Source organism: Paraburkholderia sp. BR13444, from assembly GCF_040948755.1.
Lineage (GTDB): Bacteria > Pseudomonadota > Gammaproteobacteria > Burkholderiales > Burkholderiaceae > Paraburkholderia > Paraburkholderia youngii.
Genome location: NZ_JBFPKM010000001.1, coordinates 816,538 through 839,225 on the forward strand (window position 1 = coordinate 816,538; position 22,688 = coordinate 839,225).

20 protein-coding genes are annotated in these 22,688 nt (G+C 65.7%); 6 read left to right on the top strand and 14 right to left on the bottom strand.

From position 1 onward, the window contains the following. Positions 1–4: 4 nt before the first annotated feature. Positions 5–895 carry a transcriptional regulator GcvA gene (gene gcvA / locus AB3X95_RS03615; protein WP_176125974.1) on the top strand — a complete coding sequence of 297 codons (891 nt, stop codon included), beginning with the start codon at positions 5–7 and terminating at the stop codon, positions 893–895. A gap of 76 nt (positions 896–971) precedes the next feature. On the opposite strand, the gene AB3X95_RS03620 is transcribed toward gcvA, so the two are convergent. The 5 genes from AB3X95_RS03620 to argG all read right to left on the bottom strand — a co-directional run bounded on the left by AB3X95_RS03620 (position 972) and on the right by argG (position 7,896). After that, on the bottom strand, positions 972–3,101 hold the full coding sequence (locus AB3X95_RS03620; RefSeq protein WP_184227142.1) for a D-(-)-3-hydroxybutyrate oligomer hydrolase: 2,130 nt from the start codon (positions 3,099–3,101) through the stop codon (positions 972–974). A 201-nt stretch (positions 3,102–3,302) separates the two neighbouring features. Continuing rightward, positions 3,303–3,461 (bottom strand): BBE domain-containing protein, encoded by a 159-nt coding sequence (locus tag AB3X95_RS03625; RefSeq protein WP_176369168.1) that lies wholly within the window; start codon positions 3,459–3,461, stop codon positions 3,303–3,305. Positions 3,462–3,650: 189 nt separating this feature from the next. Then, positions 3,651–5,216: a transporter substrate-binding domain-containing protein gene (locus AB3X95_RS03630; RefSeq protein ID WP_368620695.1), complete on the bottom strand. Its 1,566-nt coding sequence runs from the start codon at positions 5,214–5,216 to the stop codon at positions 3,651–3,653. A 134-nt stretch (positions 5,217–5,350) separates the two neighbouring features. Next, complete coding sequence (locus AB3X95_RS03635; RefSeq protein WP_311733496.1) at positions 5,351–6,382, bottom strand: sensor domain-containing diguanylate cyclase; 1,032 nt, start codon at positions 6,380–6,382, stop codon at positions 5,351–5,353. A 179-nt stretch (positions 6,383–6,561) separates the two neighbouring features. Continuing rightward, positions 6,562–7,896 carry an argininosuccinate synthase gene (gene argG, locus AB3X95_RS03640; RefSeq protein WP_176108428.1) on the bottom strand — a complete coding sequence of 445 codons (1,335 nt, stop codon included), beginning with the start codon at positions 7,894–7,896 and terminating at the stop codon, positions 6,562–6,564. A gap of 309 nt (positions 7,897–8,205) precedes the next feature. Between argG and AB3X95_RS03645 the strand changes: the two genes are divergently transcribed. Next, entirely contained in the window at positions 8,206–9,423 is a 1,218-nt protein-coding gene (locus AB3X95_RS03645) for an amidohydrolase family protein (RefSeq protein WP_368620696.1), read from the top strand. 62 nt (positions 9,424–9,485) lie between these two features. Continuing rightward, on the top strand, positions 9,486–10,415 hold the full coding sequence (locus tag AB3X95_RS03650) for a LysR family transcriptional regulator (RefSeq protein WP_368620697.1): 930 nt from the start codon (positions 9,486–9,488) through the stop codon (positions 10,413–10,415). Between the two features lie 18 nt (positions 10,416–10,433). Here AB3X95_RS03650 and phnX read toward each other — a convergent pair whose 3' ends face one another. Next, positions 10,434–11,237, bottom strand: coding sequence for a phosphonoacetaldehyde hydrolase (gene phnX / locus AB3X95_RS03655; RefSeq protein WP_176125980.1), 804 nt, complete (start codon positions 11,235–11,237; stop codon positions 10,434–10,436). Between the two features lie 48 nt (positions 11,238–11,285). Further along, positions 11,286–12,539, bottom strand: a complete 1,254-nt coding sequence (locus tag AB3X95_RS03660; RefSeq protein WP_368620698.1) for a 2-aminoethylphosphonate--pyruvate transaminase — start codon at positions 12,537–12,539, stop codon at positions 11,286–11,288. A 118-nt stretch (positions 12,540–12,657) separates the two neighbouring features. On the opposite strand from AB3X95_RS03660, the gene AB3X95_RS03665 reads away from it, so the two are divergent. Beyond that, a complete protein-coding gene (locus AB3X95_RS03665) occupies positions 12,658–13,557 on the top strand; it encodes a LysR substrate-binding domain-containing protein (RefSeq protein WP_176108423.1) in 900 nt (299 codons plus the stop codon). A gap of 114 nt (positions 13,558–13,671) precedes the next feature. On the opposite strand, the gene AB3X95_RS03670 is transcribed toward AB3X95_RS03665, so the two are convergent. Next, a complete protein-coding gene (locus AB3X95_RS03670) occupies positions 13,672–14,418 on the bottom strand; it encodes a glucose 1-dehydrogenase (protein ID WP_176125982.1) in 747 nt (248 codons plus the stop codon). Between the two features lie 701 nt (positions 14,419–15,119). Here AB3X95_RS03670 and AB3X95_RS03675 point away from each other — a divergent pair. After that, positions 15,120–16,007: a LysR family transcriptional regulator gene (locus AB3X95_RS03675; protein ID WP_368620699.1), complete on the top strand. Its 888-nt coding sequence runs from the start codon at positions 15,120–15,122 to the stop codon at positions 16,005–16,007. A gap of 35 nt (positions 16,008–16,042) precedes the next feature. On the opposite strand, the gene AB3X95_RS03680 is transcribed toward AB3X95_RS03675, so the two are convergent. The 3 genes from AB3X95_RS03680 to AB3X95_RS03690 form a co-directional block, all read right to left on the bottom strand. After that, positions 16,043–16,414 (bottom strand): copper resistance protein CopC, encoded by a 372-nt coding sequence (locus AB3X95_RS03680; RefSeq protein WP_368620700.1) that lies wholly within the window; start codon positions 16,412–16,414, stop codon positions 16,043–16,045. Positions 16,415–16,433: 19 nt separating this feature from the next. Continuing rightward, positions 16,434–17,366 (bottom strand): hypothetical protein, encoded by a 933-nt coding sequence (locus AB3X95_RS03685; RefSeq protein WP_176125983.1) that lies wholly within the window; start codon positions 17,364–17,366, stop codon positions 16,434–16,436. 108 nt (positions 17,367–17,474) lie between these two features. After that, a complete protein-coding gene (locus tag AB3X95_RS03690; RefSeq protein WP_368620701.1) occupies positions 17,475–17,933 on the bottom strand; it encodes a DUF2946 domain-containing protein in 459 nt (152 codons plus the stop codon). A 206-nt stretch (positions 17,934–18,139) separates the two neighbouring features. On the opposite strand from AB3X95_RS03690, the gene AB3X95_RS03695 reads away from it, so the two are divergent. Beyond that, on the top strand, positions 18,140–19,489 hold the full coding sequence (locus AB3X95_RS03695; RefSeq protein WP_176369179.1) for a TAXI family TRAP transporter solute-binding subunit: 1,350 nt from the start codon (positions 18,140–18,142) through the stop codon (positions 19,487–19,489). Positions 19,490–19,516: 27 nt separating this feature from the next. Here AB3X95_RS03695 and AB3X95_RS03700 read toward each other — a convergent pair whose 3' ends face one another. From AB3X95_RS03700 to AB3X95_RS03710, 3 genes are all read right to left on the bottom strand, one after another. Continuing rightward, complete coding sequence (locus AB3X95_RS03700; protein ID WP_368620702.1) at positions 19,517–20,428, bottom strand: ProQ/FINO family protein; 912 nt, start codon at positions 20,426–20,428, stop codon at positions 19,517–19,519. Between the two features lie 91 nt (positions 20,429–20,519). Beyond that, positions 20,520–21,884 carry an ATP-binding protein gene (locus tag AB3X95_RS03705; RefSeq protein WP_176125986.1) on the bottom strand — a complete coding sequence of 455 codons (1,365 nt, stop codon included), beginning with the start codon at positions 21,882–21,884 and terminating at the stop codon, positions 20,520–20,522. Further along, complete coding sequence (locus AB3X95_RS03710) at positions 21,881–22,543, bottom strand: response regulator (protein ID WP_018434619.1); 663 nt, start codon at positions 22,541–22,543, stop codon at positions 21,881–21,883. Before AB3X95_RS03710 ends, AB3X95_RS03705 begins: the two co-directional genes overlap by 4 nt. Between the last annotated feature and the right edge of the window lie 145 nt (positions 22,544–22,688).

Consider the following 22,688-nt stretch of genomic DNA (forward strand, 5'->3'; position numbering starts at 1 on the left):
GCAAATGAAACGGGTATTGCCTCCGCTCAATGCGTTACGGGCCTTCGAGGCCGCGGGCCGGCTCGGCAGCTTCAAGGAAGCCGCCGCGGAGCTGCACGTGACTCACGGCGCGGTGAGCCAGCAGGTGCGTCTGCTCGAGGAATGGCTCGGCGCCTCGTTGTTCGAACGGCACCACCGGCGCGTGACACTGACGGCGGCGGCGAAGGCCTATCTGGAGGAAATCGGCCCACTGTTCGAACAGCTGTCGCAGGCAACCGCGCGATACGGTGTGCCCGAAACGCTGTCGCGGACGCTATCCGTCAACGCGCCCGCGACATTCACGTTGCGCTGGCTGGTGCCGAGACTGGCGACATTCCGCGCCGAGCATCCCGACGTGGAGGTCAAGGTGGAGACGTCGAACGGACCGCTGGAGAGTCTGAAAGAGAGTTACGACATCGTCATCCGGGGCGGCCCGGACACGTTCTATGGCTATTCGATGCGGCCATTCCTGTCCGAGGAGAGGCTTCCGGTCTGCAGTCCGGCGCTCTTGCAGCGAGTGCCGCTTCGATCGCCGGGCGACTTGCGGCAGCACACGTTGCTGCACACCTCGAGTCTTCCGCGGCTTTGGCCCGACTGGCTGGCGAGCACGCAGCTTGCCGCGCTGAGGCCGGCCGCCACGTTGACCTTCGATCACTTCTATCTGACCTTGCAGGCCGCCATCGACGGGATCGGCATCGCGATGGGACCGACCGCGCTGGTCTCCGACGATCTCGCCGCTGGCCGGCTCGTCGCGCCGTTCGACGGTCCGCGTCTGCGGTCTCGCAGTTACTGCACTTACATTGCGGATGAGAAGTCTGGCGATGAACTGGTCGTGCAGTTCCGTTCGTGGCTCGAGCGCGAGGGGATGTGTTCTTGAGCGCAGACGCAGGTCATCTCACAGCAACGCGCACACAGGCGGGCGCCTGTGTGCGCGTTGCTTCAGCTCGCGCCGCTCAATTCGGCACGTTCACGGCGCCGTTCGTTGCGGAAATCGCATTGGCACCCGGGCTCGCCGCGATCGCCGGCAGGTTGGCCGTGGTCAGCGCCGGTGCGGCTCCTGGCGTGCCGCCGCGCGGTATCGTGTGGATCACCTGCGACGGCGGCAGCGCCGTGCCGTTCTTCAGATGAGCCCACATCAGATTGAGCGCCTGAAGATTGTAGTAGTGCAACGGCACGAAACGCGTGTCGAAACCGGCGACGCCGAGGAACGCGTCAAAGTGCTGACCGTTCGTGACTTCGTAAAGCGCCAGCTTGCTCGCACCGCCCTCGGCCACCTGGTTCAAGCCAAGATACGGCCGCGACGCGTGGTTGATCGGCACCAGCGCATCCGCGCGTCCTTGCACGATGATGGTCGGCTTGCCATGCAGGTTCGCATTCACGCGGATTGCATCGACGCTGGCACTCAACGAACCGCTTGTCCACCGCGCGCGCAGGCATGCGGCGCCCGCGTAGCTCGCATCGGCGGTCGCGAGCCGATGATCGGCCGCGCCCGAGGTGCCCGCGTTGTAGACGAGGTTGATGCCATTGGTCGGCGGCACGCCGTTGCCGTTGCCGAACACCGTCAGCATCGGCGAGACCGCCGGCGTCACGCCGGCTGCACCCGTCGCGCTGGTGGTGCCGAAGCTGAAGTCGCACAGGTTGTCGGCGACGCTTGCACGCGCATATGCATTCGCATAGGTCACGGCGACGGCCGGCACTGCCTGCGAGTCCCACATCGGTGCTTGCAGCAGGTCCGAGTCCGTCTGATAGCCGTTCTGATGCAGCAGCGCGAGCGCATTGGTGGCCTGCGTCACCGTATCCGCTCCCGCGATCACGCCGGCTGCCGCGAGCGACGCGCAACGCGCGGTCCGCAGCGCGGTGGTGGTTGCGCTCGGCAGCGCGGTCAGATACGGCGCGCCGGCCGCAGCCGGAGCGAGCGCGGCGCACGGCTGCAGCAGGTTCGCGAGCGTCATGTAATCGGCGAGCGGTTTGCCGAACGCGCCGACCGGCACGCCGCCCTGCGCGACCGACACCTGTGGCGTGAGCCGCATGTTGATCTGCGGTTCGCCGACCACCACTGCCGTGATGAGGCCCGACGTGTCCTGCTCGGCCGCCGCGAGCGACGCGCCGCCGCCGTTGCTGACCGACGCGGCGATCGTCGTGATGCTGCCGCTCGCATAGCGCACCGTGCGCGTCGTGCCATTCAATGCGCCGAACGAATCGTTGAGCGCCCAATACGCGAACTGGATCGCCTGCAACGTGTTCTTGCCCCAGTCCTGCTCGGGGTTCTGTTGCGAGTGCGCGTGCTTGAACGCATAGCGGTTCGGGAACTGCGCGTTGAACGTTGCCAGCGTGCTGCTGCCGAGCTTCGCGGTGAAAAGGCTCGCCTTGCCCGCTGTGCTCGCATCCTGCAACGTGCCGTCGATCAGCGTCACGCGATTCGTCGACAGCTCATGCGCGCCGTTGCCGCTGCCCTTGTCGGTGTAGGCCACGGCGCAGCCGCGCTTCAAGCCCCACTCGCCGGCCGCCGAAATCGCGCCGTACACGCCGCGCGAACCGGACGACGTCGCGGTGACGATGCACGGCTGGTCCGGATTGAAGCTGGTGGGAATCTGCACGAGCAGGCTCACGTTCTGCGCGCCGCTGCCGTCATCGGCATAGGCGAGGTATTCCTTGCCCGCGATCTTGCCTTCGCCCAGCGTGTCGTTGCCGTTCAGGTCGACGTTGGGGCCCCAGAAGCGTCCATAGCCGCCGTTCGCCGTCATGTCGACGAGCGCCCGGTAGTTCGACCAGATCGCGAGACGCCGCAGTTCGGCGGCCGTTGGTTGCGCGGTATTCGCGATGGCCGGCGCGGTCGCCGAGGCGAGGCCGGTCTTGCCGAGGCCCGCGGTCAGCAGATCGTCGCTGTTGCCGTCATAAGATTTCGTCGTCACCGCGCTTTTGATGAAGCCTGGCAGCACGTTGTTCGGCGGCGGTGGGTGCAGTCCGTCGTCGTTGCCGCCGCCGCAGCCGGCCAGCACGATCGCGGACGCCATCAGGCTCGCCGCGGTAGTGAGCCACCAAGGGTTGTGCATGGCCGCCGGGATCTTCTTCGGTGTTGTCATCTTTTCTGTCTCCGTCATTTATACGACGTTGTATTGGCAACGGCACCGAACTTATTACCGACTCCGCTTCACCAGGTTCGCTAGAAAGAGATGCTTCGGATGCCGATGCATCGCTAGCGTGCATTGAGCTCTCGCCGGAGTCAATACACGCTCATACCGACACACAACGAGCATCGGGATTCGCTTGAAACAGCCGGCCGGCTAGTCGGAATCGGCCATGCGGGTGAACCCGTCGTCGCTCCAGGCTTCGGAGCCGACACCGTGACGAACGAAGAAAACTCCGTGCGGGTCGTAACGTTTCTTGATCGACAGAAGACGCGCCCTGTAAATATCGACCCACGGCGCCGGTAACGGCTTCATAGGTATGCATCCAGATCGCCCCTGCCCCGACGCTTACCGCGGGTCCGGGTGGAATGATCCCGTCACAACCGCTTGGAACGAAAGCATCGTGATTCCTGATGGCGTTCATCGCGCGCGTCCATCTCATCAAGGAATCCGGTGCGTTCGAAGCGTCGCTGCGGTGACAGCGCTTTCAGACGAGCACTTCCGTTACGTTCCGCCCTGCTTGCGCATCTGCCCGATAGCGCGAGCCCGTGCCGCCTCGGCCTCCCGGACGAGCCGGTACGCAACATAATATTTGAAGACATTGCGCACGTACGTAGTGGGTTCGATGCCGATTTTCTCGGCGACTACGATTTCGACATTGTTGAACCACTTGTTCGGATCGAGACCGCGCGCCTGCGCCTCCTTGCGCATCCTGGCGATGTTTGCGGGTCCTGCGTTGTAGCTCGCGAATGCGAACAGCGAGCGGTCCCTTTCCGAGAAGTGAGCATCGGGAAAGTAACGGGCCATCAGCACGTCGAGATATTTCGCTCCCGCATGGACGTTGGACTCCGCCACCCTGATGTCGCCAACCGCAAGTTCCTTCCCCGTGGCTGGCATCAGCTGCATGATGCCGATTGCTCCAACGTGACTGCGCGCACTCTGGTTCAGCTGCGATTCCTGATAGCCCTGAGCCGCAAGCAGGAGCGGATCGAAGCCGTACTGCGCGCCGTATTTTTCGAAAAGGCCGACCGTCTGTTTGAATCGCTTCAGCTCCGCTGACTCCGTATTGTTGGAGATCTGCTTGATGCGCTTCATTTCCTGCTGCAGACGGACTTCCGCGACACTCTGCTTTTTCACGTAATTCAGGTAGAAGTCGTTGATCGCGTCCTGTAGTTTCGGGCTCTTGAGGCGGACCGCCCAGCCGATGTAGCCTGCGTCGCGCACCGCGATGTCGTTATGCACGACGATTCCCGGCAGTATCGGCGCCCATACCTTTGCCTTCCAGTCGTCCACGACGAGGATCTGGACCAGCCCGGCATTGAGCATCTCCATCGCGTCTTCGTCTTCTAGCGCGTCGGGCAGCGGTACGAGCTTCACGGGGGCTTTGCGTTCCTTGGCAAACCGCGCATTCAACGCGTTCAGGCTCTCGTAATAGCTGCTGCTCGGTCGCACGTGGACCGTCTTGCCGCTCAGATCGTCGAGCTTCGCTAGGGCTGGCGACTTCGGACCGGTCACGACCACTTCGCGTACTGCTATGCGGTCACGAGGCGACACGAAGTCGACCTGCTTCAGGCGGGCCTCCGTGACCGTCAGATTGCCCGCGGCGATGTCGCCCCGGCCCGCTATCAGCCCTGGGAGCAACTGGTCGCGCGTCGTCGGAATGATGACCAGCGTGAGCGGACGTTTGCCGAGCGTCGCCTGGTATTTCCTGTTCAGATAACGCTCGAAGTCCCGCATCAGGCCGGCGGTCAGCCCTCGCTCGTGGCCTTGCTCATTCACATAGAGCGTTCGACTGTAGGGAACCAGTACGCGGATCAGCCGCCGGTCCAGCATGGCGTCGAAATCGCCGGTGAACGGTTGATTGCCGAGATCGATTTGGCGCGCGGCGGGAGTTGAGGCGGGGGCACCTGGGGCTGCCGGGACGGAAACGGCCGACGAGGCGGCCGACGAGGCGGCCGACGACGCGGCCGGCTGCGCAGCGGCAGTTTGGGCGGCGACGCACGTCGCAACGCCGACGGTCATGCCTGAGCAGAACGCCGCGATGAACAGCAACGTTTGAATGATGCGCATCGTAAAAAGCCCTGCTGCCGCACCCGGCGACTGCGTCGACGTTCACTACGCGCTTCGATATTGCCACGATGGCAACGGTTGGAAATGGGACGTTGGTCCTATAAGCGATGCCGCCGTCACGACGAAGACTAGAGCTACGCCATCGTCACGCGATTTCGCCCGTTATGCTTCGAGCGATACAGCGCCCGGTCGGCGCTCGCGAAACCGTCGCGATGCGCGGGCCGCGATAAATCGCTGATACGCGTAAGCGACGCGCCTACGCTGACCGTCACCACCCCGAGCGGCGACGCGCGATGTTCGATCGCGAGATCCGCCACGCCCTGGCGCAGCGTTTCGAGCGTGTCTTCGAGCTTCGACTTCTGTGCTTCGAGCATCAGCAGTCCGAACTCCTCGCCGCCCATGCGCCCGACCACGAAGTGCTCGCTGTCGGCGGCGGCCTGCATCACCGAGGCGACCAGCCGCAGACAATGATCGCCGGCCTGATGGCCGTAGGTGTCGTTGTACTGCTTGAACCAGTCGACGTCGACGACCACCGAGCCCATCATGTCGCCGTCGCGCGCCTCCTTCCAGCGTCGCGCGATGGTTTCCAGCAGAAAGCGCCGGTTGTACAACTGCGTGAGCGGATCGATCGCGGTGGCCGTGCGCATCTTCAGATCGTTTTCGATCATCGCGCGCAGGTGGTAGAACACGCCGCGCTGGCCCGCGTCGAGCCGGCCCGGTGCCGGGTCCATCGCGCATAGTGCGCCGACGATCTCGCCGTTCGGTGCACGCAGCGCGATCGCCGCGTAAAAGCGCACGAACGGATGACGCTTGACCAGCATGCATTCACCGAAACGGCTGTCGTTGTGAGCATCCTCGATCACGAACAGATCGGCGTCGCGCACCGCGTAGTCGGCGAGCGAACGCGCGCGCGTGACGAGCGGCATCGCCATGCCGACCTCGGCGCGATAGTGCTGATACTCCTCGTCGAGCAGCACGATCGCGGTAATCGCCGCGCCGGTCACGCTCTTCAGAATCTCCGCCGCGTGCGTGAAGCACTCGCGCATCACCTGATCGTCGTGCAACAGCCACTCGATGACTGAAGACTCCACCTCGGGTTCGCCGCCGGCGGTCGAGTCGACTGGCATCCGGCTGGCGAGGCGGTCGATACTGTGAGCGAGTTGCACGGAAGGGTTCCAGAATAGGCTTAGCTTATGTCAACGGCATAGGCAGGCCAAACTTGAGCACAGAATGTGGGACCGCGAGCACGCGCCGGAGCGCATCCGGCGGCCCCAAAGAAAATGGGCCGGCTCTCGCGAGCCGGCCCATCGATCGATGCGACGTTGAGATAATCGGACGCGCCGCTTTATTCCTTGTCGCCCTTCACCTGCGGCAGCGCCGACGTCTCGTTCGACGACAGCAGACCCACCTGCGAGTAAATGCGCAGCTTGTCGCGCGTGTCCTTGATGTCGAGGTTGCGCATCGTCAGCTGGCCGATGCGGTCGCGCGGCGAGAACGTCGATTCGACCTTCTCCATCGACAGACGCTCGGGCTGATACGTGAGGTTCGGCGACTTCGTGCTGAGGATCGAGTAGTCGTTGCCGCGGCGCAGCTCGACGGTCACTTCGCCGGTGATCGCACGCGCGACCCAGCGCTGCGCGGTTTCGCGCAGCATGATCGCCTGCGGATCGAACCAGCGGCCCTGGTACAGCAGACGGCCGAGACGGCGGCCGTTCTCACGGAACTGCTCGATCGTGTCTTCGTTATGGATGCCGGTGACGAGACGCTCGTAAGCGATATTCAGCAGCGCGAGGCCCGGGGCTTCGTAGATGCCGCGGCTCTTCGCCTCGATGATGCGGTTCTCGATCTGGTCGCTCATGCCCAGACCATGACGGCCGCCGATACGGTTCGCTTCGAGCAGCAGTTCGACCGCGTTCGGGAACGTCTGGCCGTTCAGCGCGACCGGCTGGCCTTCCTCGAAGCGGATCGTCACTTCTTCCTTGGCGATCTGCACGTCGTCGCGCCAGAACGCGACGCCCATGATCGGATTCACGATCTTGATGCCGGACTCGAGGCTCTCGAGATCCTTCGCTTCGTGCGTCGCGCCGAGCAGGTTCGAGTCGGTCGAATAGGCCTTTTCAGCCGACATCTTGTAGTCGAAGCCCGACTGGCGCATGAACTCGGACATTTCAGCGCGGCCGCCGAGTTCGTCGATGAACAGCTGGTCGAGCCACGGCTTGTAGATCTGCAGGTTCGGATTGACGAGCAGACCGTAGCGGTAGAAACGCTCGATGTCGTTGCCCTTGTACGTGCTGCCGTCGCCCCAGATGTTGACGCCGTCTTCCTTCATCGCGGCGACCAGCATCGTGCCGGTCACGGCACGGCCGATCGGCGTGGTGTTGAAGTAGGTGACGCCCGCCGTCGAGATATGGAACGCGCCGCACTGCAGCGCTGCGATGCCTTCCGCGACCAGTTGCGCGCGGCAGTCGATCAGGCGCGCGCCTTCGGCGCCATATTGCGTGGCGCGACGCGGGATCGAATCGTAGTCGTCTTCGTCGGGCTGACCGAGATTGGCCGTGTAGGCGTACGGCACGGCGCCCTTCTTGCGCATCCAGTGCAGCGCGGCGCTGGTGTCGAGGCCGCCGGAAAACGCGATACCGACCTTCTGGCCGATCGGAAGACTTTCAAGGATTGTACTCATAAGCAGTAGCGTTAAACTCGACGTACGGGGAGATTTGGGGGGAACAGCTGAGTATCGGGCATGCCTGGCGATCAGGCAAGTTACGCGGGAGTATACCGCGAACCGCCGTCCGGCCTTGGATTTTGCCGGTCGGCGCGGCCCTCCGCCGCGATCTCGGCGTGTCGAATTCCCGGATTAATTCACGCTTTATCAGTCGTAACGGGGAGCGATTTATTACCGTCTCGGGGTAGCATCGCGGGTTGCGTCAACGCACCGGCCGCGTATCCCTTGCACCCCGTTCACCCCGTTCACTCCCCTTGCCTACCGCTTATGACCACGACCACTGCACGCCCCACGACGAACGCCTCGCTGATCACCAACGTGCGTCTCGCCGACGGCCGGCGCGTCGAGGTGTCGATCGTCGATGGCCGGATCGCCGCGCTCGGCGCCGCTCTGTCGCGCGAGCCCGGTGTGCCGGTCGAGGACGGCGGCGACGCGCTGCTGCTGCCAGGTTTCGTCGAAGGGCATACGCATCTGGACAAGACCAACTGGGGCTTGCGGTGGTATCGCAACGAAGTCGGGCCGAAGCTGACCGACCGCATCGAAAACGAGCGCCGCTGGCGCGCCGAAAGCGGCCACGACGCGGGTGCGCAATCGCTCGCGCTCGCGCGCGCGTTTCTCGCGGCCGGCACGACGCGGGTGCGCACGCACGTCGATATCGACACCGACGCGGGCCTGCGCCATCTCGACGGCGTGCTGGCCACGCGCGACACGCTGCGCGACGTGCTCGACCTGCAGATCGTCGCGTTTCCGCAATCCGGGCTGCTCGGCCGGCCCGGCACCGACGCGCTGCTCGATCGTGCGCTCGGGGCGGGCGCCGACGTGCTCGGCGCGCTCGATCCCGCGCTGATCGACGGCGATCCGGTGAAGTCGCTCGATCTGACGTTCGCGCTCGCCGAGCGTCACCGCAAGCCGATCGACATTCATCTGCACGAGCCCGGCGAAATCGGCGCGTTCACGCTCGGTTTGCTGCTCGATCGCGTTGCCGCGCACGGCATGCAGGGGCAAGTAGTGGTCAGCCACGCGTTCTGTCTCGGCGCGCTGCCCGAGCGCGAACGCGATGCGCTGCTCGCGCGTATCGCCGAGCTGCGCGTCGCGCTGTTGACCACCGCGCCGCCGTCGGTGCCGGTGCCGCCGCTCACGGCTTGCCGCGCGCACGGCGTCGCGCTGTTCGGCGGCAACGACGGGATTCGCGACACGTGGACGCCGTACGGCTCGCCCGACATGCTGGAACGGGCGATGCTGATCGCGATGCGCTACGGCCTGCGCCGCGACGACGATCTCGCGCTCGCGTTCGATTGCGTCAGCGGCGTCGCCGCGCGCGCCTGCGGATTCGAAGCTTATGGTTTGCAGCCGGGCGCCCGGGCCGATCTCGTGCTGGTCGATGCCGACACGCTCGCGCATGCGCTCGTCGCGCGGCCGGTGCGCAAGCTGGTGGTCGCGCACGGCCGCGTCGTCGCGCGCGATGGCGCGCTGCTCGCGCGGTAGTTGAGCATGGGCGCGAACGCGGCCCCGCCGTGCGCAACAACAAAGACGTTTCTTGCACTCAGATGATCAATCTTTTTCAGGCCATGCAGGCTTTCGTCAAGGTCGCCGATGTCGGCAGCTTCGCGCAGGCCGCCGCGCAACTGAACGTGTCGACATCGGTCGTCACGCGCCATGTGTCGAGCCTTGAACAGCATCTCGGCATTCGGCTGTTTCAGCGCACCACGCGCAAGGTCGTGCTGACCGAGGCCGGTGCGCAATACGCGGACGGTTGCCGCGTGCTGCTCGCCGAACTGGAGGAAGTGGAATCGCGCGCGACCACGGCGTCGCGCGAAGTGGCCGGCGACCTGCGCATCGTCGCGCTCGGCAGTTTTTCGCTGTTTCGGCTGACGCCGCTGTTCGCCGAATATCAGGCGCGCTTTCCGCAGGTGAACCTGCGCGTCACGCTGACGGAAAAACGCGTCGATCTGCTCGAAGGCGGCTTCGATGTCGGCATCGTGACCGAGCATATGATCCGCTCGGAGTCGCTGGTGGTGCGGCGTCTGATCAACTCGCACGCGGTGCCGGTGGCCGCGGCCGCGTATCTGGCGCAGGCCGGTCATCCGCAAACGCCGGCCGAGCTGGAGACGCATCGGCTGATCGCCGCGCCGTTCGACACGACCGGCCCGATGTGGATCTTCCGCAAGGGGGACGGCGACGCCGAAAGCGCGAGCGCGGGCGGCGACGACAGCGGCGAGAGCATCGCGATCGATGCCTCGTTCACGGTCAACAGCATGATCATGCAGAAGCAGGCCGCGCTCGGCGCGATGGGCATCGCGCTGCTGCCGCTCGAAATGGTCGAGGACGAACTGCGCGCCGGCACGCTGGTGCGCGTGCTCGAGGGCTATGCGGTGCTCAATGGCGACGTGGCCGTGTCGCTGGTGTACCCGAGCCGCGAGTTCGTGCCGCGCAAGGTGCGCGAGTTCATCGATCTCGCGGTCGGTTTCTTCAAGTGACGTTGTCGGGCTGACGCTTCAAGGCCGCTCGCCGCGCGCAAGCCGCGCGTCGATGTCGTACACGACCGGCATCAGATCCGCGACGCTGTCGATCACGTAATGCGCGCCCGCCGCCTTCAACCTGGCCGTCGCGGCGGTGCGGCGCGCGGCGAATTCGTCGGCCGGCAGCGCCTTCACCTCGGCCTCGCTCATGCCGAACGCGTTGCCGCTCACCGCGACGCCGACCGCCCACGTGCCGCCGTTGATGCCCTCTTCGATGCCGACCTCGGTGTCGTCGACCTTGATCGCCTCTTTCGCGCGCCATACGCCGAGCTGCGGCAGCGTCCGGTAGATCATGTACGGCGACGGCCGTCCTTCCGGCGTATCGCCGGTGCACACGATGCTGTCCGGCGAGAAGCCCTGCGCGGCCGCGCCCGGAACGATTTCGTCGATGATCTCGCGGGTATAGCCGGTGGTCGTGCCGATGCGGATAGCGTCGTGACGCAGTGCGCTCGCGACTTCGGCGACGCCCGGGATCACCGCGCTATAGCTCGCCGCGACCGCGATGTTCTTCGGCACGAACACGTCGTACACGGCGTCGATATCCGCGTCGGTCGGTGTATGGCCGTGACGCTCGGCCCAAGCCTGCGCGACGCGCGGCAGCGCCATCAGCGCCGCGATATGCGGACGCTTGGCCATGCCCATCGGGCCGCGTGCTTCGTCGATCGTGATCGGCACGCCGAACTGCTCGAAGGTCTCGACGAAGGCGCCCATCGGCGCGCGTGAACCGTAGTCGACCACCGTGCCGGCCCAATCGAAAATCACTGCCTTCACGTATTTCATCTGCTTGAATCCCCGGAAATTCGAATGTATTGGGTTTGCCGTCGCGGCTCAGGCCGCCTGCGCGAGCGCCTTGCGTTCGTCGAGCGCGGCGGGCGGCGGCGCCGCGTGCGTGACGCCCATCGTGCGCAGCGCCTGCGCACAGGCCTCGACCACGCGACGCATCACCTGCTCGTCGACCTGGCCGATGCAGCCGATGCGGAAACTGTCGACCACCGTCAGCTTGCCCGGATAGATGATGAAGTCCTGCTCCTTCATCAGTTCATAGAAGCGCGCGAATTCGAACGACGGATGCGCGGGCGAGAAAAACGTCACGATGATCGGCGAGCGCCAGTGCGCGCTGAGCAATGGCTCGAAGCCGAGCTCGTGCATGCCGGCCACCAGCACGTCGCGATTGTTCGCATAGCGCGCGAGCCGCGCGGGCTGCCCGCCTTCGAGGCTGAACAGCCGCAGCGCCTCGAGGAACGCGGCCACCGTATGCGTGGGCGGCGTGAAGCGCCACTGGCCCGTACGATTCATCACGTCCCATTGATCGTGGAGATCGAGCGCGAGCGAATGGCTGCGGCCCTTCGCTTCGGAGAGCGCGCTCTTGCGCGCGATCACGAAGCCGAAACCCGGTACGCCCTCGATGCACTTGTTCGCCGAGGACACGAACGCCTCGCACGCGATCTGCCGCACGTCGAGCGGCACCGCGCCGAAGGCGCTCATCGAATCGATCAGCAGCTTGCGGCTATGCTTCGCGACCGCGGCCGCAATCTCTTCGAGCGGATTGAGGATGCCGGAGCTCGTTTCGCAATGGATCGCGACCACGTGCGTGATCGACGGATCGGCGGCCAGCATGCGCTCGACTTCGACGCCGCGCGGCGGCAGGTAGTCGCCCTTGTCGAGCAGCGTGCAGGCGCGGTCGAGGTAGCCGAGCGTGGTCGCCGCGCGCTTGCCGTACGCGCCGTTCGCGAGCACGAGCGCATGGCCGTCGCGCGGAATCAGGCTGCCGAGCATCGCTTCGACGCAGTAGCTGCCGCTGCCCTGCAGCGGCACGCAGTCGTACTCCCCCGCGGTGTCGCCGGCGATTTCGAGCAGGCTCGCGCGCAACTGAGCGGTCATCGCGCGGAAGTCGCCGTCCCACGAGCCCCAGTCGCGCAGCATCGCCTGTTTCGTCGAGAGTGCCGTGGTCAGCGGACCCGGAGTCAACAAGTAAGGCTCGCCGCCAGCCGGCGCCGCGCAGGATGTCGTGCCACGGGTGACGGACGTTGCCGCGGCCGCAACGCTCAATGCCGCCGCCGAACCGCCGATCGCGCTTTCCATGTCGGGTACTCCGATATCGCTATGTCGATACCTCACACGATATAGAAACGCTGTCCATCGGTAAAATCGATATAATCGATGGCAGTATCGTAAAAACTTATCAGTCGGCGAGGCACACGTGCAGTACGCGCAATTGCGGGCGTTTCATGCGGTCGCTGAACATGGCGGCTTTTCTAAAGCGGCACAGGCGTTGTCGTTGACGCAGCCGGCGGTGTCGGACCATGTGCGGCGCCTCGAACAGGATTACGGCGTCAAGCTGTTCGAGCGCGGGCCGCGCGGCGTGGAGACGACCGAACTCGGGCTGCGCCTGTTCAGCGTGACGCGGCATATGCTCAGCTGCGAGCGTGATGCGCGTCAGCTGCTCGAATCGGCGGGCGGGCTGGAGTCGGGTTCGCTATCGCTCGCGGCCGATGCGCCCGATCTCGCCGTCGCGCTGATCGGCGCGTTTCGCCAGCGGCATCCGGGCATCGTCGTCACGCTGTCGATCGCCAATGCGGCCGAGTGCATGCAGCGCGTGCTGTCGAGTGCGGTCGACGCGGCGATCACGGCTGCGCCGCAAGTGCATAGCCGCCTGCGGTCGCGCGTGTTGCGGCGCGATCCGCTGGTCGCGATGGTGCCGGCCAGCTATGCGGCCGCGAAGAAGCGCCGCCTCAGCTACGCGGAGCTCGTCGAACAGCCGATGATCTTCCGCGAGCCGCAATCGGTCACCCAACAACTGCTCGAAATCGAGCTCGTGCGCGAGTCGTTGCAGGTCGAGCCGGTCATGTACGTGGATGGCCGCGAGGCGCTCGAGGAAGCGGTCGCGCAGGGAATCGGGGTCGGCGTGATTGCGCGCGCCGAGTTCAACGAGTCGCGGCGCATCCGGATGGTGCCGCTCGTCGACTGCCGCGTGCAGATGATCGAATCGCTGACGCGGCTCGCCGAGCGGCCGGGTTCGAATCTGCTCGACGCTTTTTTTGCGGTGGAATTGCCGGGAGCGGAAACCGAGGTCTCGGTCGGCGAGGTTCAACGCGCGTAGCTCGCGCGCCGTCGCTGCAACAGGCGGCGCGGCCGTCGTGCTACCGGCCGCGCCATCCGTTATCGCAGTCGATCTGAAGAGCGGGTTGCCGTAAGCGTTGGCAACCCGTCGGACTCAACGCGAGCCGCCGCTCGCGATCAGGCTCTCGCCCGTCAACCAGCGCGCGTCGTCCGAAGCCAGGAACGTGACGACATCGGCGATATCGTCGGGTTGGCCGATACGGCCGAGCGGCGTCGTGCTGATCGCCCAGGTTTCGAACTCCGAGCCCATCACGCCGGCGGTGTGCGCGCCTTCGGTTTCGACCACGCCCGGATTCACCGAATTCACGCGGATCTTGCGCGGACCGAGTTCCTTCGCGAGCACGCCGGTGATCGCATCGACCGCGCCCTTGGTCGCCGTGTAGACCGCGGTGGTCGCCGGTGTGATGCGGGTCACGACCGAGCTCACGTTGACGATGCTGCCGCCTTCGCCCAGATGTTTGGCCGCCGCCTGCGTCACCAGCAGCAGACCCAGCACATTCACATCGAAGTGCTTATGAAAATGCGCTTCGGTGATCTCTTCGAGCGTCGCAAATTCGTAGACACCCGAGTTGTTGACGAGAACGTCGAGCCGGCCATAGGTTTCGATCGCCGCATCGATGATGCCCTTCGCGTCCGCGGCCTTCGACACGTCGCCGCCAACCGCGACCGCCTTGCCGCCCGCCGCGGTGATATCGGCGACCACCTTGTCGGCGCCCGCGCGGCTCGACGCATAGTTCACCACGACCGACGCGCCTTGCGCCGCCAATGCCTTCGCAATCGCCGCACCGATGCCTTTCGATGCACCCGTTACAACCGCTACCTTGCCTGTGAGCTTGCTCATCATCGTGTCCTTTCAATGGTTCGCGCCGGCATGCCTCGCGAGAAGTCGCGAGGTCCACGCCGCTAAAAGCTGGAAATGCAGTGGCGCTGTCACAGGTCGTAAATTTAGGCATCGCGTGAGCTCGGATAAAGCGGCTCGAGGCGAATTGACACGCCGCTTCCGACGAACAATCGATTCGAAGCGGATTTCGTTGGACCTGTTTACGCGGGGCTTACGAAGATTTCGGGCAATACGCGCTGATCTGGTTCGCGGTGCATCTCGTACCAGATCGATGCATCAGACTCCTACGAGTAGACGCCAAAATCAGGCGCTACACACTGAAAGCGCTTTATTCAGTGCGCTTTTTATTCAATGCTTGCGCAGCAGCGCGATCTGCGCCGCCACGCTCGCGAGCACCGCGAGCGCACCGAGCGTATCGAGAATGATGGACCACATGATCTCCCTCCTCCGCTATCTGCTGCCTCGACGTCATTTAAACGAATGCGCGCGGTATTGATTGAACGTCGAGGCCGAGCAGACAGATAAAGAACCAGCGACGAAAATTCGTCGAGCCCCTACAGATAGGGTTTGACGGTGCTGTTGCTATCATTCGTTGCCGCCGCGGAGCGCTCCTGCGGGAGCACAGAGCCGTAAACGGACATTCAGCGCGCGGCATTCCAACACCAACCCGATCGCCGACGCATCACACCTCTGAGGCATGCATGGAATTTCGCCAACTTCGCTACTTCATCGCGGTCGCCGAGGAGATGAACATCACGCGGGCGGCCAATCGTCTGCATATGACGCAACCGCCGCTGTCGCGGCAGATCCAGCAGATCGAGGAAGACGTCGGCCTGCCGCTGTTCGAGCGCGGCTCGCGACCGTTGCGGCTCACCGAAGCCGGCCGCATTTTCTACACCCAGGCGAAGCGTCTGATCGATGAAGCCGACGATCTCGCGCCGCTCACGCGCCGGCTCGCACAACTCGCGGAGCGCATCGTGATCGGCTTCGTGCCGTCTACTCTGTATGGCGCGCTGCCCGCGGTGATACGCTCGTTTCGCGAGGCCGCGCCGCATATCGAGCTATCGCTGATCGAGATGTTCACACTCGAGCAGTTGGCCGCGCTCAAAGGCGGCCGCATCGACGTCGGCTTCGGCCGCCTGCGCTTCGATGATGCGCAACTCGCGCGCGAAGTGCTGGTCGAGGAACGGATGATCGCGGCGTTGCCGCAGGACCATCCGCTCGCACGGCAGAAGAAGCCGCTGACGCTCGCCGCGCTCGCCGAGGAAACGCTGATCGTCTATCCAAGCACGCCGCGGCCGAGCTACGCGGACCAGCAGATCTCGGCGATGCACGATCAGGCGCTGGAGCCGAAGGCGATTCACGAAGTGCGCGAGTTGCAGACCGCGCTCGGTCTGGTCGCCGCGCAGGTCGGCGTGTGTCTCGTGCCGGAGAGCGTCGAGGGCTTGCGCGCGCACGGCGTCGCGTACCGGCCGATTCCGTCGGCAAGCGCCGCGTCGCCGATCATCATGAGCCGGCGCCTGCAGGACGAATCGCCCGCGACGATGCTGATGTGCTCGCTCGCGCGGCAGTTGTTCAAGCGGGTTTGAGCGCCGCTTGCGCGAACACGGCGCATCGTGCCGCCCTACTTCACATCGAAGCCGTAGTCCCCATGCGTTCGATGCCCGTCCGACGCCACCGCGACCCAATGCACGGTGTAGTGTCCGGCCGCGAGCCTCGGCAGCGGCAGCGTCATCACCGCGGGTTGCCGCGCATCCACCGATGACTTCTGCGTGCCGACCTGCTTGCCGCTCGCATCGGTGACGCTCAGCGAGCTGAACGCCGGTTCGAGCGGCCCGTCGAAGGTCACCTTGACCTGCGCGGGCGCGGCCACCGATGCGCCCGCGCCCGGCTCCTGCTTCTGCGGAAACACATGCGCGAGTGCCGCGCTCGCGAACGTCACACCGGCGATCAGTGCCGCCAGGCGCATTGCGTGATATTCGAAGCTGTTCATCATCGTTTTTCTCCTGCACTACTCATGGGAACAGCGGCTTGCCGAGCGTAGTCGGCGCAATGTCGTCGAAGAACAAGTGCGCCTGCACCAGAATGCCGACGTGCGAGCCGCTCGCACGGTTGATCGGAATCTGTGCCTCGACGCCGAACTGTCCGTAGCGATTGATCCAGATAAAGCCCGGATTGACCGTGCCGGTCGTCTGCCCCTGGCTGCGCGACAGCGGGACCTCGACGAGCGGGATCAGGTTCGAGAACGGCTGCGGCAGACCCGCGTCGTGCACGTGCTGCTGCAGATACGGCAGGCTGTACTGCACGGTGAAGCCGTAGTTGAACGCGTTCGGCTGACCCGCGCCGGTGTTGAGCGCGGGGGCCGCCTCGGCCGTGATCGCGAGCGGGCGCAGATACGCGAGCGAATCGGGCAGATCGCCCATGCCCTTGCCGATGTAGACGGTCGGCGAGATCGTCGAGAAGTTGTCGGCGATCGCTCGACTGCCGGTGCCGCCGAGCTCCGCAGTGACGCCGATCGACGTCATCAGCTCGTGCGGCTCGTTCACGTACAGCAGGTACTTGAGGCCGACGCCGAAGTTGTTGAAGCCGGCCGCGCGCGGGTTGTTCTGGAGCACGTACGCGCCGTCGATCGACACGGCCAGACGCGGCGTGATCAGCTTGTCGTACTCGAAGCTGAACGTGTTGATGCTCTGATCGCCGTTGTCGCCAGGCACGCGCTGATGGCCGTACTCGAAGTTGGCTTCGTCGCCGACGCCGGGGTCGTCGACCGCGAGCGTCGCCGGGAAGACGCGGTTGCCGGCGATCGCGTGCGCCTGCGCGATGGACGGCGCGGTGATCAGGCCTACGACGCCGCACGCGGCGTAAGCGGTGTAGCCGACATAGGTGGCGGCCGCGATGAGCGGCGCCGCGCGCGGCGGACGGCCACCGCGCGTTGCTGATGTGTGCATGAGTGCATCCTGTCTGTTCGGTGATGACGAGGCCGGCGCGCGCCGTCGAACGGACGCGCGCGAGCAAGCGCGATGCACGTACGCGCATCGCGTCGTAAGGGATTCGGATCAGGAAGCGGAAGGCGGGGCGCGGGGCTGCGCGAAGGTCAGCGGTTCGACACGGCGCACGCTGCTATCGCGCGTCACGGCCGTGTGCTGGCGCGCGCGGACCGCTGCGACGAACAGCATGCCGACGCTCGGCATCACCGGCAGATGCGCGAGCAGGCTGCAATAGCCGCAGGCATCGCCGGACATCTGCGCGTGCTTGTCCGTCGGATTGCCGGTGTCGTCGGTGTTGTCTGGCGGGTTGGCGATGGTCTGGGTGGACTCGGGCGTGTCGTCCTGCATCCGCATGCCCGGCATCGACGCCATGTCGTCCATCGGCGCCATCTGGCAATGCTCGCCCATCATCGCGTCGGCATGGCGATGGGCGGCGAGCGTCTGCGAGATCGTCGGCGCGAGCGTCGTCAGCAGGATCGCGAGCGACCCCAGCCAGCTGCCGATCTTCCGATGCCGACGATTCAACATGCGCCCAGCGACACGCCGCGAGTTGTGAAGTCCACTACTGCCAGACCGCGATTTGCGGCAAATTATGCCATGTACGCGTTATTCTCCGGCCGCGGGCGGCAGGCTCCGTCGAGCGCCGCGCGCCCGGTCGATAGAACGAACCGCTACGGCAAAGCCACCGCGCACAGGCGACAATGCCTGCTCCCGGCTTCAAGCACGGAGTATTCATGAAAGCGCAGCGTCCGCGTCCTCCGCACTTTTCCGCCGAACTTACGCGCGCCGAATGGCGCGAGCACCTGCTGCCCTACTTCATCACGGCGCTGCTGATCGCGTTCGCGATCGTGCTGATCGTCTGGATCGCCAATCCGGCGCCGCCGCGCACGATCACGATCAGCGCCGGCCCGCGCGACAGCTCGTTCGTCGTCACTGCGAACCAGTACCGCAAGATCCTCGCGCGCAACGGCATCCGCCTGAACGTGCTCGAATCCGATGGGTCCGTGCAGAACCTGCAGCGGCTGCTGGACCCGAAGCAGCAAGTCGATATCGCGTTCGTGCAAGGCGGGGTGGCCCAAGGGCTGGATACGTCGTCGCTGGTGTCGCTCGGCAGCGTGTTCTATGTGCCGATCGTCGTGTTCTATCGTGGCGCGGCGCTCACGCAACTGGCGCAGCTCGAAGGCAAGCGGATAGCGGTCGGCCGCGAAGGCAGCGGCACGCGGCTGCTCGCGCTGCAACTGCTCGCGGCGAACGGCATCGAGCCAGGCGGCGCCACGACGCTGGTGCCGAGCGACGGTCTGCAGGCCGCCACGCAGCTGGTCGCCGGCGAGGTCGACGCGGCGCTCCTGAGCGGCGACTCGGCGACGCGCGGCCTGATGCTGCGGCTGTTGCGCGTACCCGGCATTTCGGTGATGAATTTCGACGAAGCCAGCGCCTATACGCGCGTGTTTCCGTTTCTCGACCAGATCGACCTGCCGCCCGGCGTGCTCGACCTGAAGCGGCGCATTCCGCCCGAGACCGTGCATCTGATCAGTCCGACGGTCGAACTCGTCGCGCGCAGCACGCTGCATCCGGCGATCTCGGATCTGCTGATCGAGGCGGCGCAGGAAGTACATGGCGCCGCGGGCCTGTTGCAGCACGCCGGCCAGTTCCCGACACCGGTCGAGCACGAATACCGGATCAGCGAGGACGCGCAGCGCTATTACCGGACCGGCAAGGGCTTTTTGTATCGGACGCTGCCGTTCTGGCTCGCGAGCATCGGCGATCGCACGCTGGTCCTGCTGTTGCCGGTCGCCGTACTGCTGTTGCCCGCGATGCGGGTGATTCCGGCGCTGTACCGGTGGCGGGTGCGCTCGCGCATCTATCGCTATTACGGTTCGCTGATTGCGATCGAGCGGCACGCGCTCGCCGGCGCAACCGACGAGGAGCGCACACAGCTACTGGGGCAACTGGACGAGATCGAGGCGGCGCTGAACCACCTGCGCATGCCGTTAGCGTATGCGGATGCGTTTTATGTGCTGCGGGAGCATGTGGGATTCGTGCGCAGCCGGCTGACGGCTGCGCCGCACGTCATGGCCTCGTGAGCGAGGCCGCGACGGATTATGCGAGGGTTAGGCCTGGGAGGGAGTGGAAGCTTGCGTCTCGTGTTGAGCGCTGGTTTGCGCCTGGGCGTCTCCGCTGCCGGCGGCATTCGGTGCTACCGCTTCCGGCGTTGCAGCAGCGGCATCCGCTTGCGGAACCGCCTGTTCGACGACTGGCGCTACCGCTGCTTCGGCCTGCGGCTCGTCGGCGGTCGCCTTCGCGGACGGTGACGGTGTACCGGCATCGGTCGGAGCATTCGCGCTTGCCGTCGCCGCGGCGGCCTTCTGCGCGCCCTTCGCCGCGCGATGCGCGAGCAGGCGCTGCGCACCGGCCGCTTCCTGCGCCGTGACCTTGCCGGCTTCGACACCCGCCAGATCGACGCGCGCGGCGCCTTCGACGAGGCTCTTCCAGTAGCGCCCGCCACGGCACCACGTCTTGATCGCGTCGCGCAGCTCGGCTTCGGTCAGCGACAGCTCCTTCGCATGCACGACGAGATCTTCGAAAACGCCGATCTTCAGCGGCAGCTTCGGGGCCGGATTCTTCGGGAAAGCGACCGGGAAACGCTTTTGCAGACGACCGATCGAGCGCACCACCGGGTCCACCGGCTTGGCGTCCACCGCCGCCGGTCTGGCGGGCGCGGCGCCTTCGGGTGCGGCGTGGCGCGGCTGCGGGCGGCCGGGTCGCGTGCCCGGCTTGCCGTCCGGCCGACCACCGGCCTTCGCGGCCGGCTTTCCGCCGGCCCGGCCACCGGACTTCGTGCCCGGATTGGCGCCGCGCTCGGCGTTAGAGCCAGGATGTGCCCCAGGATTTGAAGCGGGCTTGCCAGCGGACTTCGAAGCGGGGCGCGCAGCCGATTTGCGATCGGGCTTGCCGGCGCCCTCGGCGGCGGCTCGCGCCGCGGCCAGTTGCTTCTTCAGTTCAGCGAGTTGTTCGAAACCCATAGTGCACAACCAATCTGTCGATCTATAAAAATGAGATTGTAGCAGCGTGCGCCTATATGCTTGTGACAACCGCTAGCCGCAATGACGATCGTTAATTCGCGGCCGTGACGGGCGCATCGGCGGCGGGCGCGTGCAGCCCGGTGACCGACACCCGCAAGCCCGGCGCGCCGACATTGTTGCGCAGCGACAGCCCGAGCTGATGCCGCTCGGCGATCCGCGCGACGATCGCGAGACCGAGCCCGCTGCCCTCGCCCTTCGACTCCTCGCCGCGATAGAAACGGTCGAACACGCGTTCGAGCTCCGCCTCCGGAATCCCCGAGCCGCTGTCGACGACCTCGAAGCCAACCCGCTCGCCCGTGCGCCGCAGCACCACGTCGACACGGCCGCCCCGCGGCGTATGACGAATCGCGTTGTTGATCAGATTCCCCAACAACACGCTGATACTGTGCGGCTCGGCGAGCACCGTGTAGGCGTCGTTCGGTGTGCGCGCCTGTTCGCATTCGAGGCCGAGATCGATTTCGCGCAGCTCCGCGAGCACGGAACAATCGCTGACCGCCTGCTCGCCGATGCGGCGCAGGCTGACCGGCACCGTCGACGTGACCGGCTGCGCGTCTTCGCGCGCCAGCGTCAGCAATTGCTGCACGAGGTGGATGATCCGGTTCACCCGATTTTCGACACGCTCGAGCGTCTGCCCCTCGCCCCTCAGCGAGCCATCGCGCGACGCCGCCTGCAGTTGCAGCTTCAGCGCCGCGAGCGGCGAGCGCAGCTCGTGCGCGGCATCGGCGATGAACGTGCGCTGCGCCTGCGACGCCGTATGCAGCCGTTGCAGCAGATCGTTCAGCGCTTCGACGAGCGGGCGGATTTCGACCGGCATGTTGCCGTCGAGCCGCAGCGGTTCGAGCGAATCGATCGAACGCGTCGCGAGCGCGCGCGACAGCCCGCCGATCGGCGCGAGCCCGCGCGCGACCACCAGCAGCACCAGCGCGATCGTCACCGGCAGCAGCACGCCGAGCGGCCACAGCGTGTGCAGCGCGAGACGCAACGCGAGGTCCTCGCGCACCGACACGGGCTGCGCGACCTGCACGTAGCGGTCTGGCTGCGCGACGCCGAAGATGCGCCAGTGGTACTCGCCGCGCGGCACCGTGTGGAACCCCGGCGCCAGACGCTCGAACATCGGCGCCTGCGCGGAGTGATAGACGAGCGTGCCGCTCTTGTCCCATATCTCGATGACGATGCGGTCGTCGGCGAGATCACCGAGGTCGGGGGCACGACGCTCGCGCAGCCCAGCGCCGCTCAGCGACGACGGCAGCGACAACGCGACGGTGCGCAGTTCGTAGTCGAACAGCTCGCTCGCCTCGCGCCGCGCGGTATGGAAGATCGCGAAAGCCGCGACCATCGAGGTCGCCGCCATGCCGAAGATCAGCCAGCCGAGCAGCCAGCGGCGAATCGACGTCATCCGCACCTCTTCAGGCGGTAGCCGACCCCGCGCACGGTCACGACCTGGTCCGCGCCGATCTTGCGCCGCAGACTGTGCACATGCACTTCGATCGTGTTGCTGCCGACTTCTTCGCCCCAGCCGTACAGCTTTTCTTCGAGCTCGGCCTTGGTGAACACGCGGGTCGGCTCCTCGATCAGCGCCTGCAGCAGCGCGAATTCTCGCGGCACCAGCGGCAGCGGCACGCCGTCCTTGGTGACTTCATGTGCGGCGGGGTCGAGCGTCAGTTCGCCGTGGCTGTAGACCGGTTGCTTCTGGCCGGTGCGCCGGCGCAGCAGCGCGCGAATGCGCGCGGCCAGTTCGTCGAGATCGAACGGCTTGATCAGGTAGTCGTCGGCGCCGGCGTCGAGACCGCGGATGCGTTCGTCGATCGCGTCGCGCGCGGTCAGGATGATGACCGGCGCCGCGCCGCCGTTGCGGCGATACGCGTTCAGCACGTCGATGCCGTCTTTTTTCGGCAGGCCGAGGTCGAGCAGTACGAGGTCGTACACGCCGTTATCGAGCGACAGTTCCGCCGCGCGGCCGTCCTCGGCCCAGTCGATCGCGTAGCCGGCGCGGCGCATCGCGCCCAGCACCGATTCCGCGATCATGTCGTCGTCTTCGACCAATAGCAGGCGCATGGTCTCTCCCCTCCTTGCTGCGGTTTTAGCCGCCGCATTATCGGCCCCAGCAGCTTAACGAAACCTTACGGGGTACTGATGACGGCGCCGATTTCGCGCGGCTCGGGTGACGCGATTCGACGTTAAGCCTGTCTTAAGCGCGCGC

Excerpts from the sequence above, each read along its gene's own strand:
- gcvA (WP_176125974.1), top strand. The coding sequence starts at position 5 with ATGAAACGGGTATTGCCTCCGCTCAATGCGTTACGGGCCTTCGAGGCC.
- AB3X95_RS03620 (WP_184227142.1), bottom strand. The coding sequence starts at position 3,101 with ATGACAACACCGAAGAAGATCCCGGCGGCCATGCACAACCCTTGGTGG.
- AB3X95_RS03625 (WP_176369168.1), bottom strand. The coding sequence starts at position 3,461 with ATGAAGCCGTTACCGGCGCCGTGGGTCGATATTTACAGGGCGCGTCTT.
- AB3X95_RS03630 (WP_368620695.1), bottom strand. The coding sequence starts at position 5,216 with ATGCGCATCATTCAAACGTTGCTGTTCATCGCGGCGTTCTGCTCAGGC.
- argG (WP_176108428.1), bottom strand. The coding sequence starts at position 7,896 with ATGAGTACAATCCTTGAAAGTCTTCCGATCGGCCAGAAGGTCGGTATC.
- AB3X95_RS03645 (WP_368620696.1), top strand. The coding sequence starts at position 8,206 with ATGACCACGACCACTGCACGCCCCACGACGAACGCCTCGCTGATCACC.
- AB3X95_RS03650 (WP_368620697.1), top strand. The coding sequence starts at position 9,486 with ATGATCAATCTTTTTCAGGCCATGCAGGCTTTCGTCAAGGTCGCCGAT.
- phnX (WP_176125980.1), bottom strand. The coding sequence starts at position 11,237 with ATGAAATACGTGAAGGCAGTGATTTTCGATTGGGCCGGCACGGTGGTC.
- AB3X95_RS03660 (WP_368620698.1), bottom strand. The coding sequence starts at position 12,539 with ATGGAAAGCGCGATCGGCGGTTCGGCGGCGGCATTGAGCGTTGCGGCC.
- AB3X95_RS03670 (WP_176125982.1), bottom strand. The coding sequence starts at position 14,418 with ATGAGCAAGCTCACAGGCAAGGTAGCGGTTGTAACGGGTGCATCGAAA.
- AB3X95_RS03675 (WP_368620699.1), top strand. The coding sequence starts at position 15,120 with ATGGAATTTCGCCAACTTCGCTACTTCATCGCGGTCGCCGAGGAGATG.
- AB3X95_RS03680 (WP_368620700.1), bottom strand. The coding sequence starts at position 16,414 with ATGATGAACAGCTTCGAATATCACGCAATGCGCCTGGCGGCACTGATC.
- AB3X95_RS03685 (WP_176125983.1), bottom strand. The coding sequence starts at position 17,366 with ATGCACACATCAGCAACGCGCGGTGGCCGTCCGCCGCGCGCGGCGCCG.
- AB3X95_RS03690 (WP_368620701.1), bottom strand. The coding sequence starts at position 17,933 with ATGTTGAATCGTCGGCATCGGAAGATCGGCAGCTGGCTGGGGTCGCTC.
- AB3X95_RS03695 (WP_176369179.1), top strand. The coding sequence starts at position 18,140 with ATGAAAGCGCAGCGTCCGCGTCCTCCGCACTTTTCCGCCGAACTTACG.
- AB3X95_RS03700 (WP_368620702.1), bottom strand. The coding sequence starts at position 20,428 with ATGGGTTTCGAACAACTCGCTGAACTGAAGAAGCAACTGGCCGCGGCG.
- AB3X95_RS03705 (WP_176125986.1), bottom strand. The coding sequence starts at position 21,884 with ATGACGTCGATTCGCCGCTGGCTGCTCGGCTGGCTGATCTTCGGCATG.
- AB3X95_RS03710 (WP_018434619.1), bottom strand. The coding sequence starts at position 22,543 with ATGCGCCTGCTATTGGTCGAAGACGACGACATGATCGCGGAATCGGTG.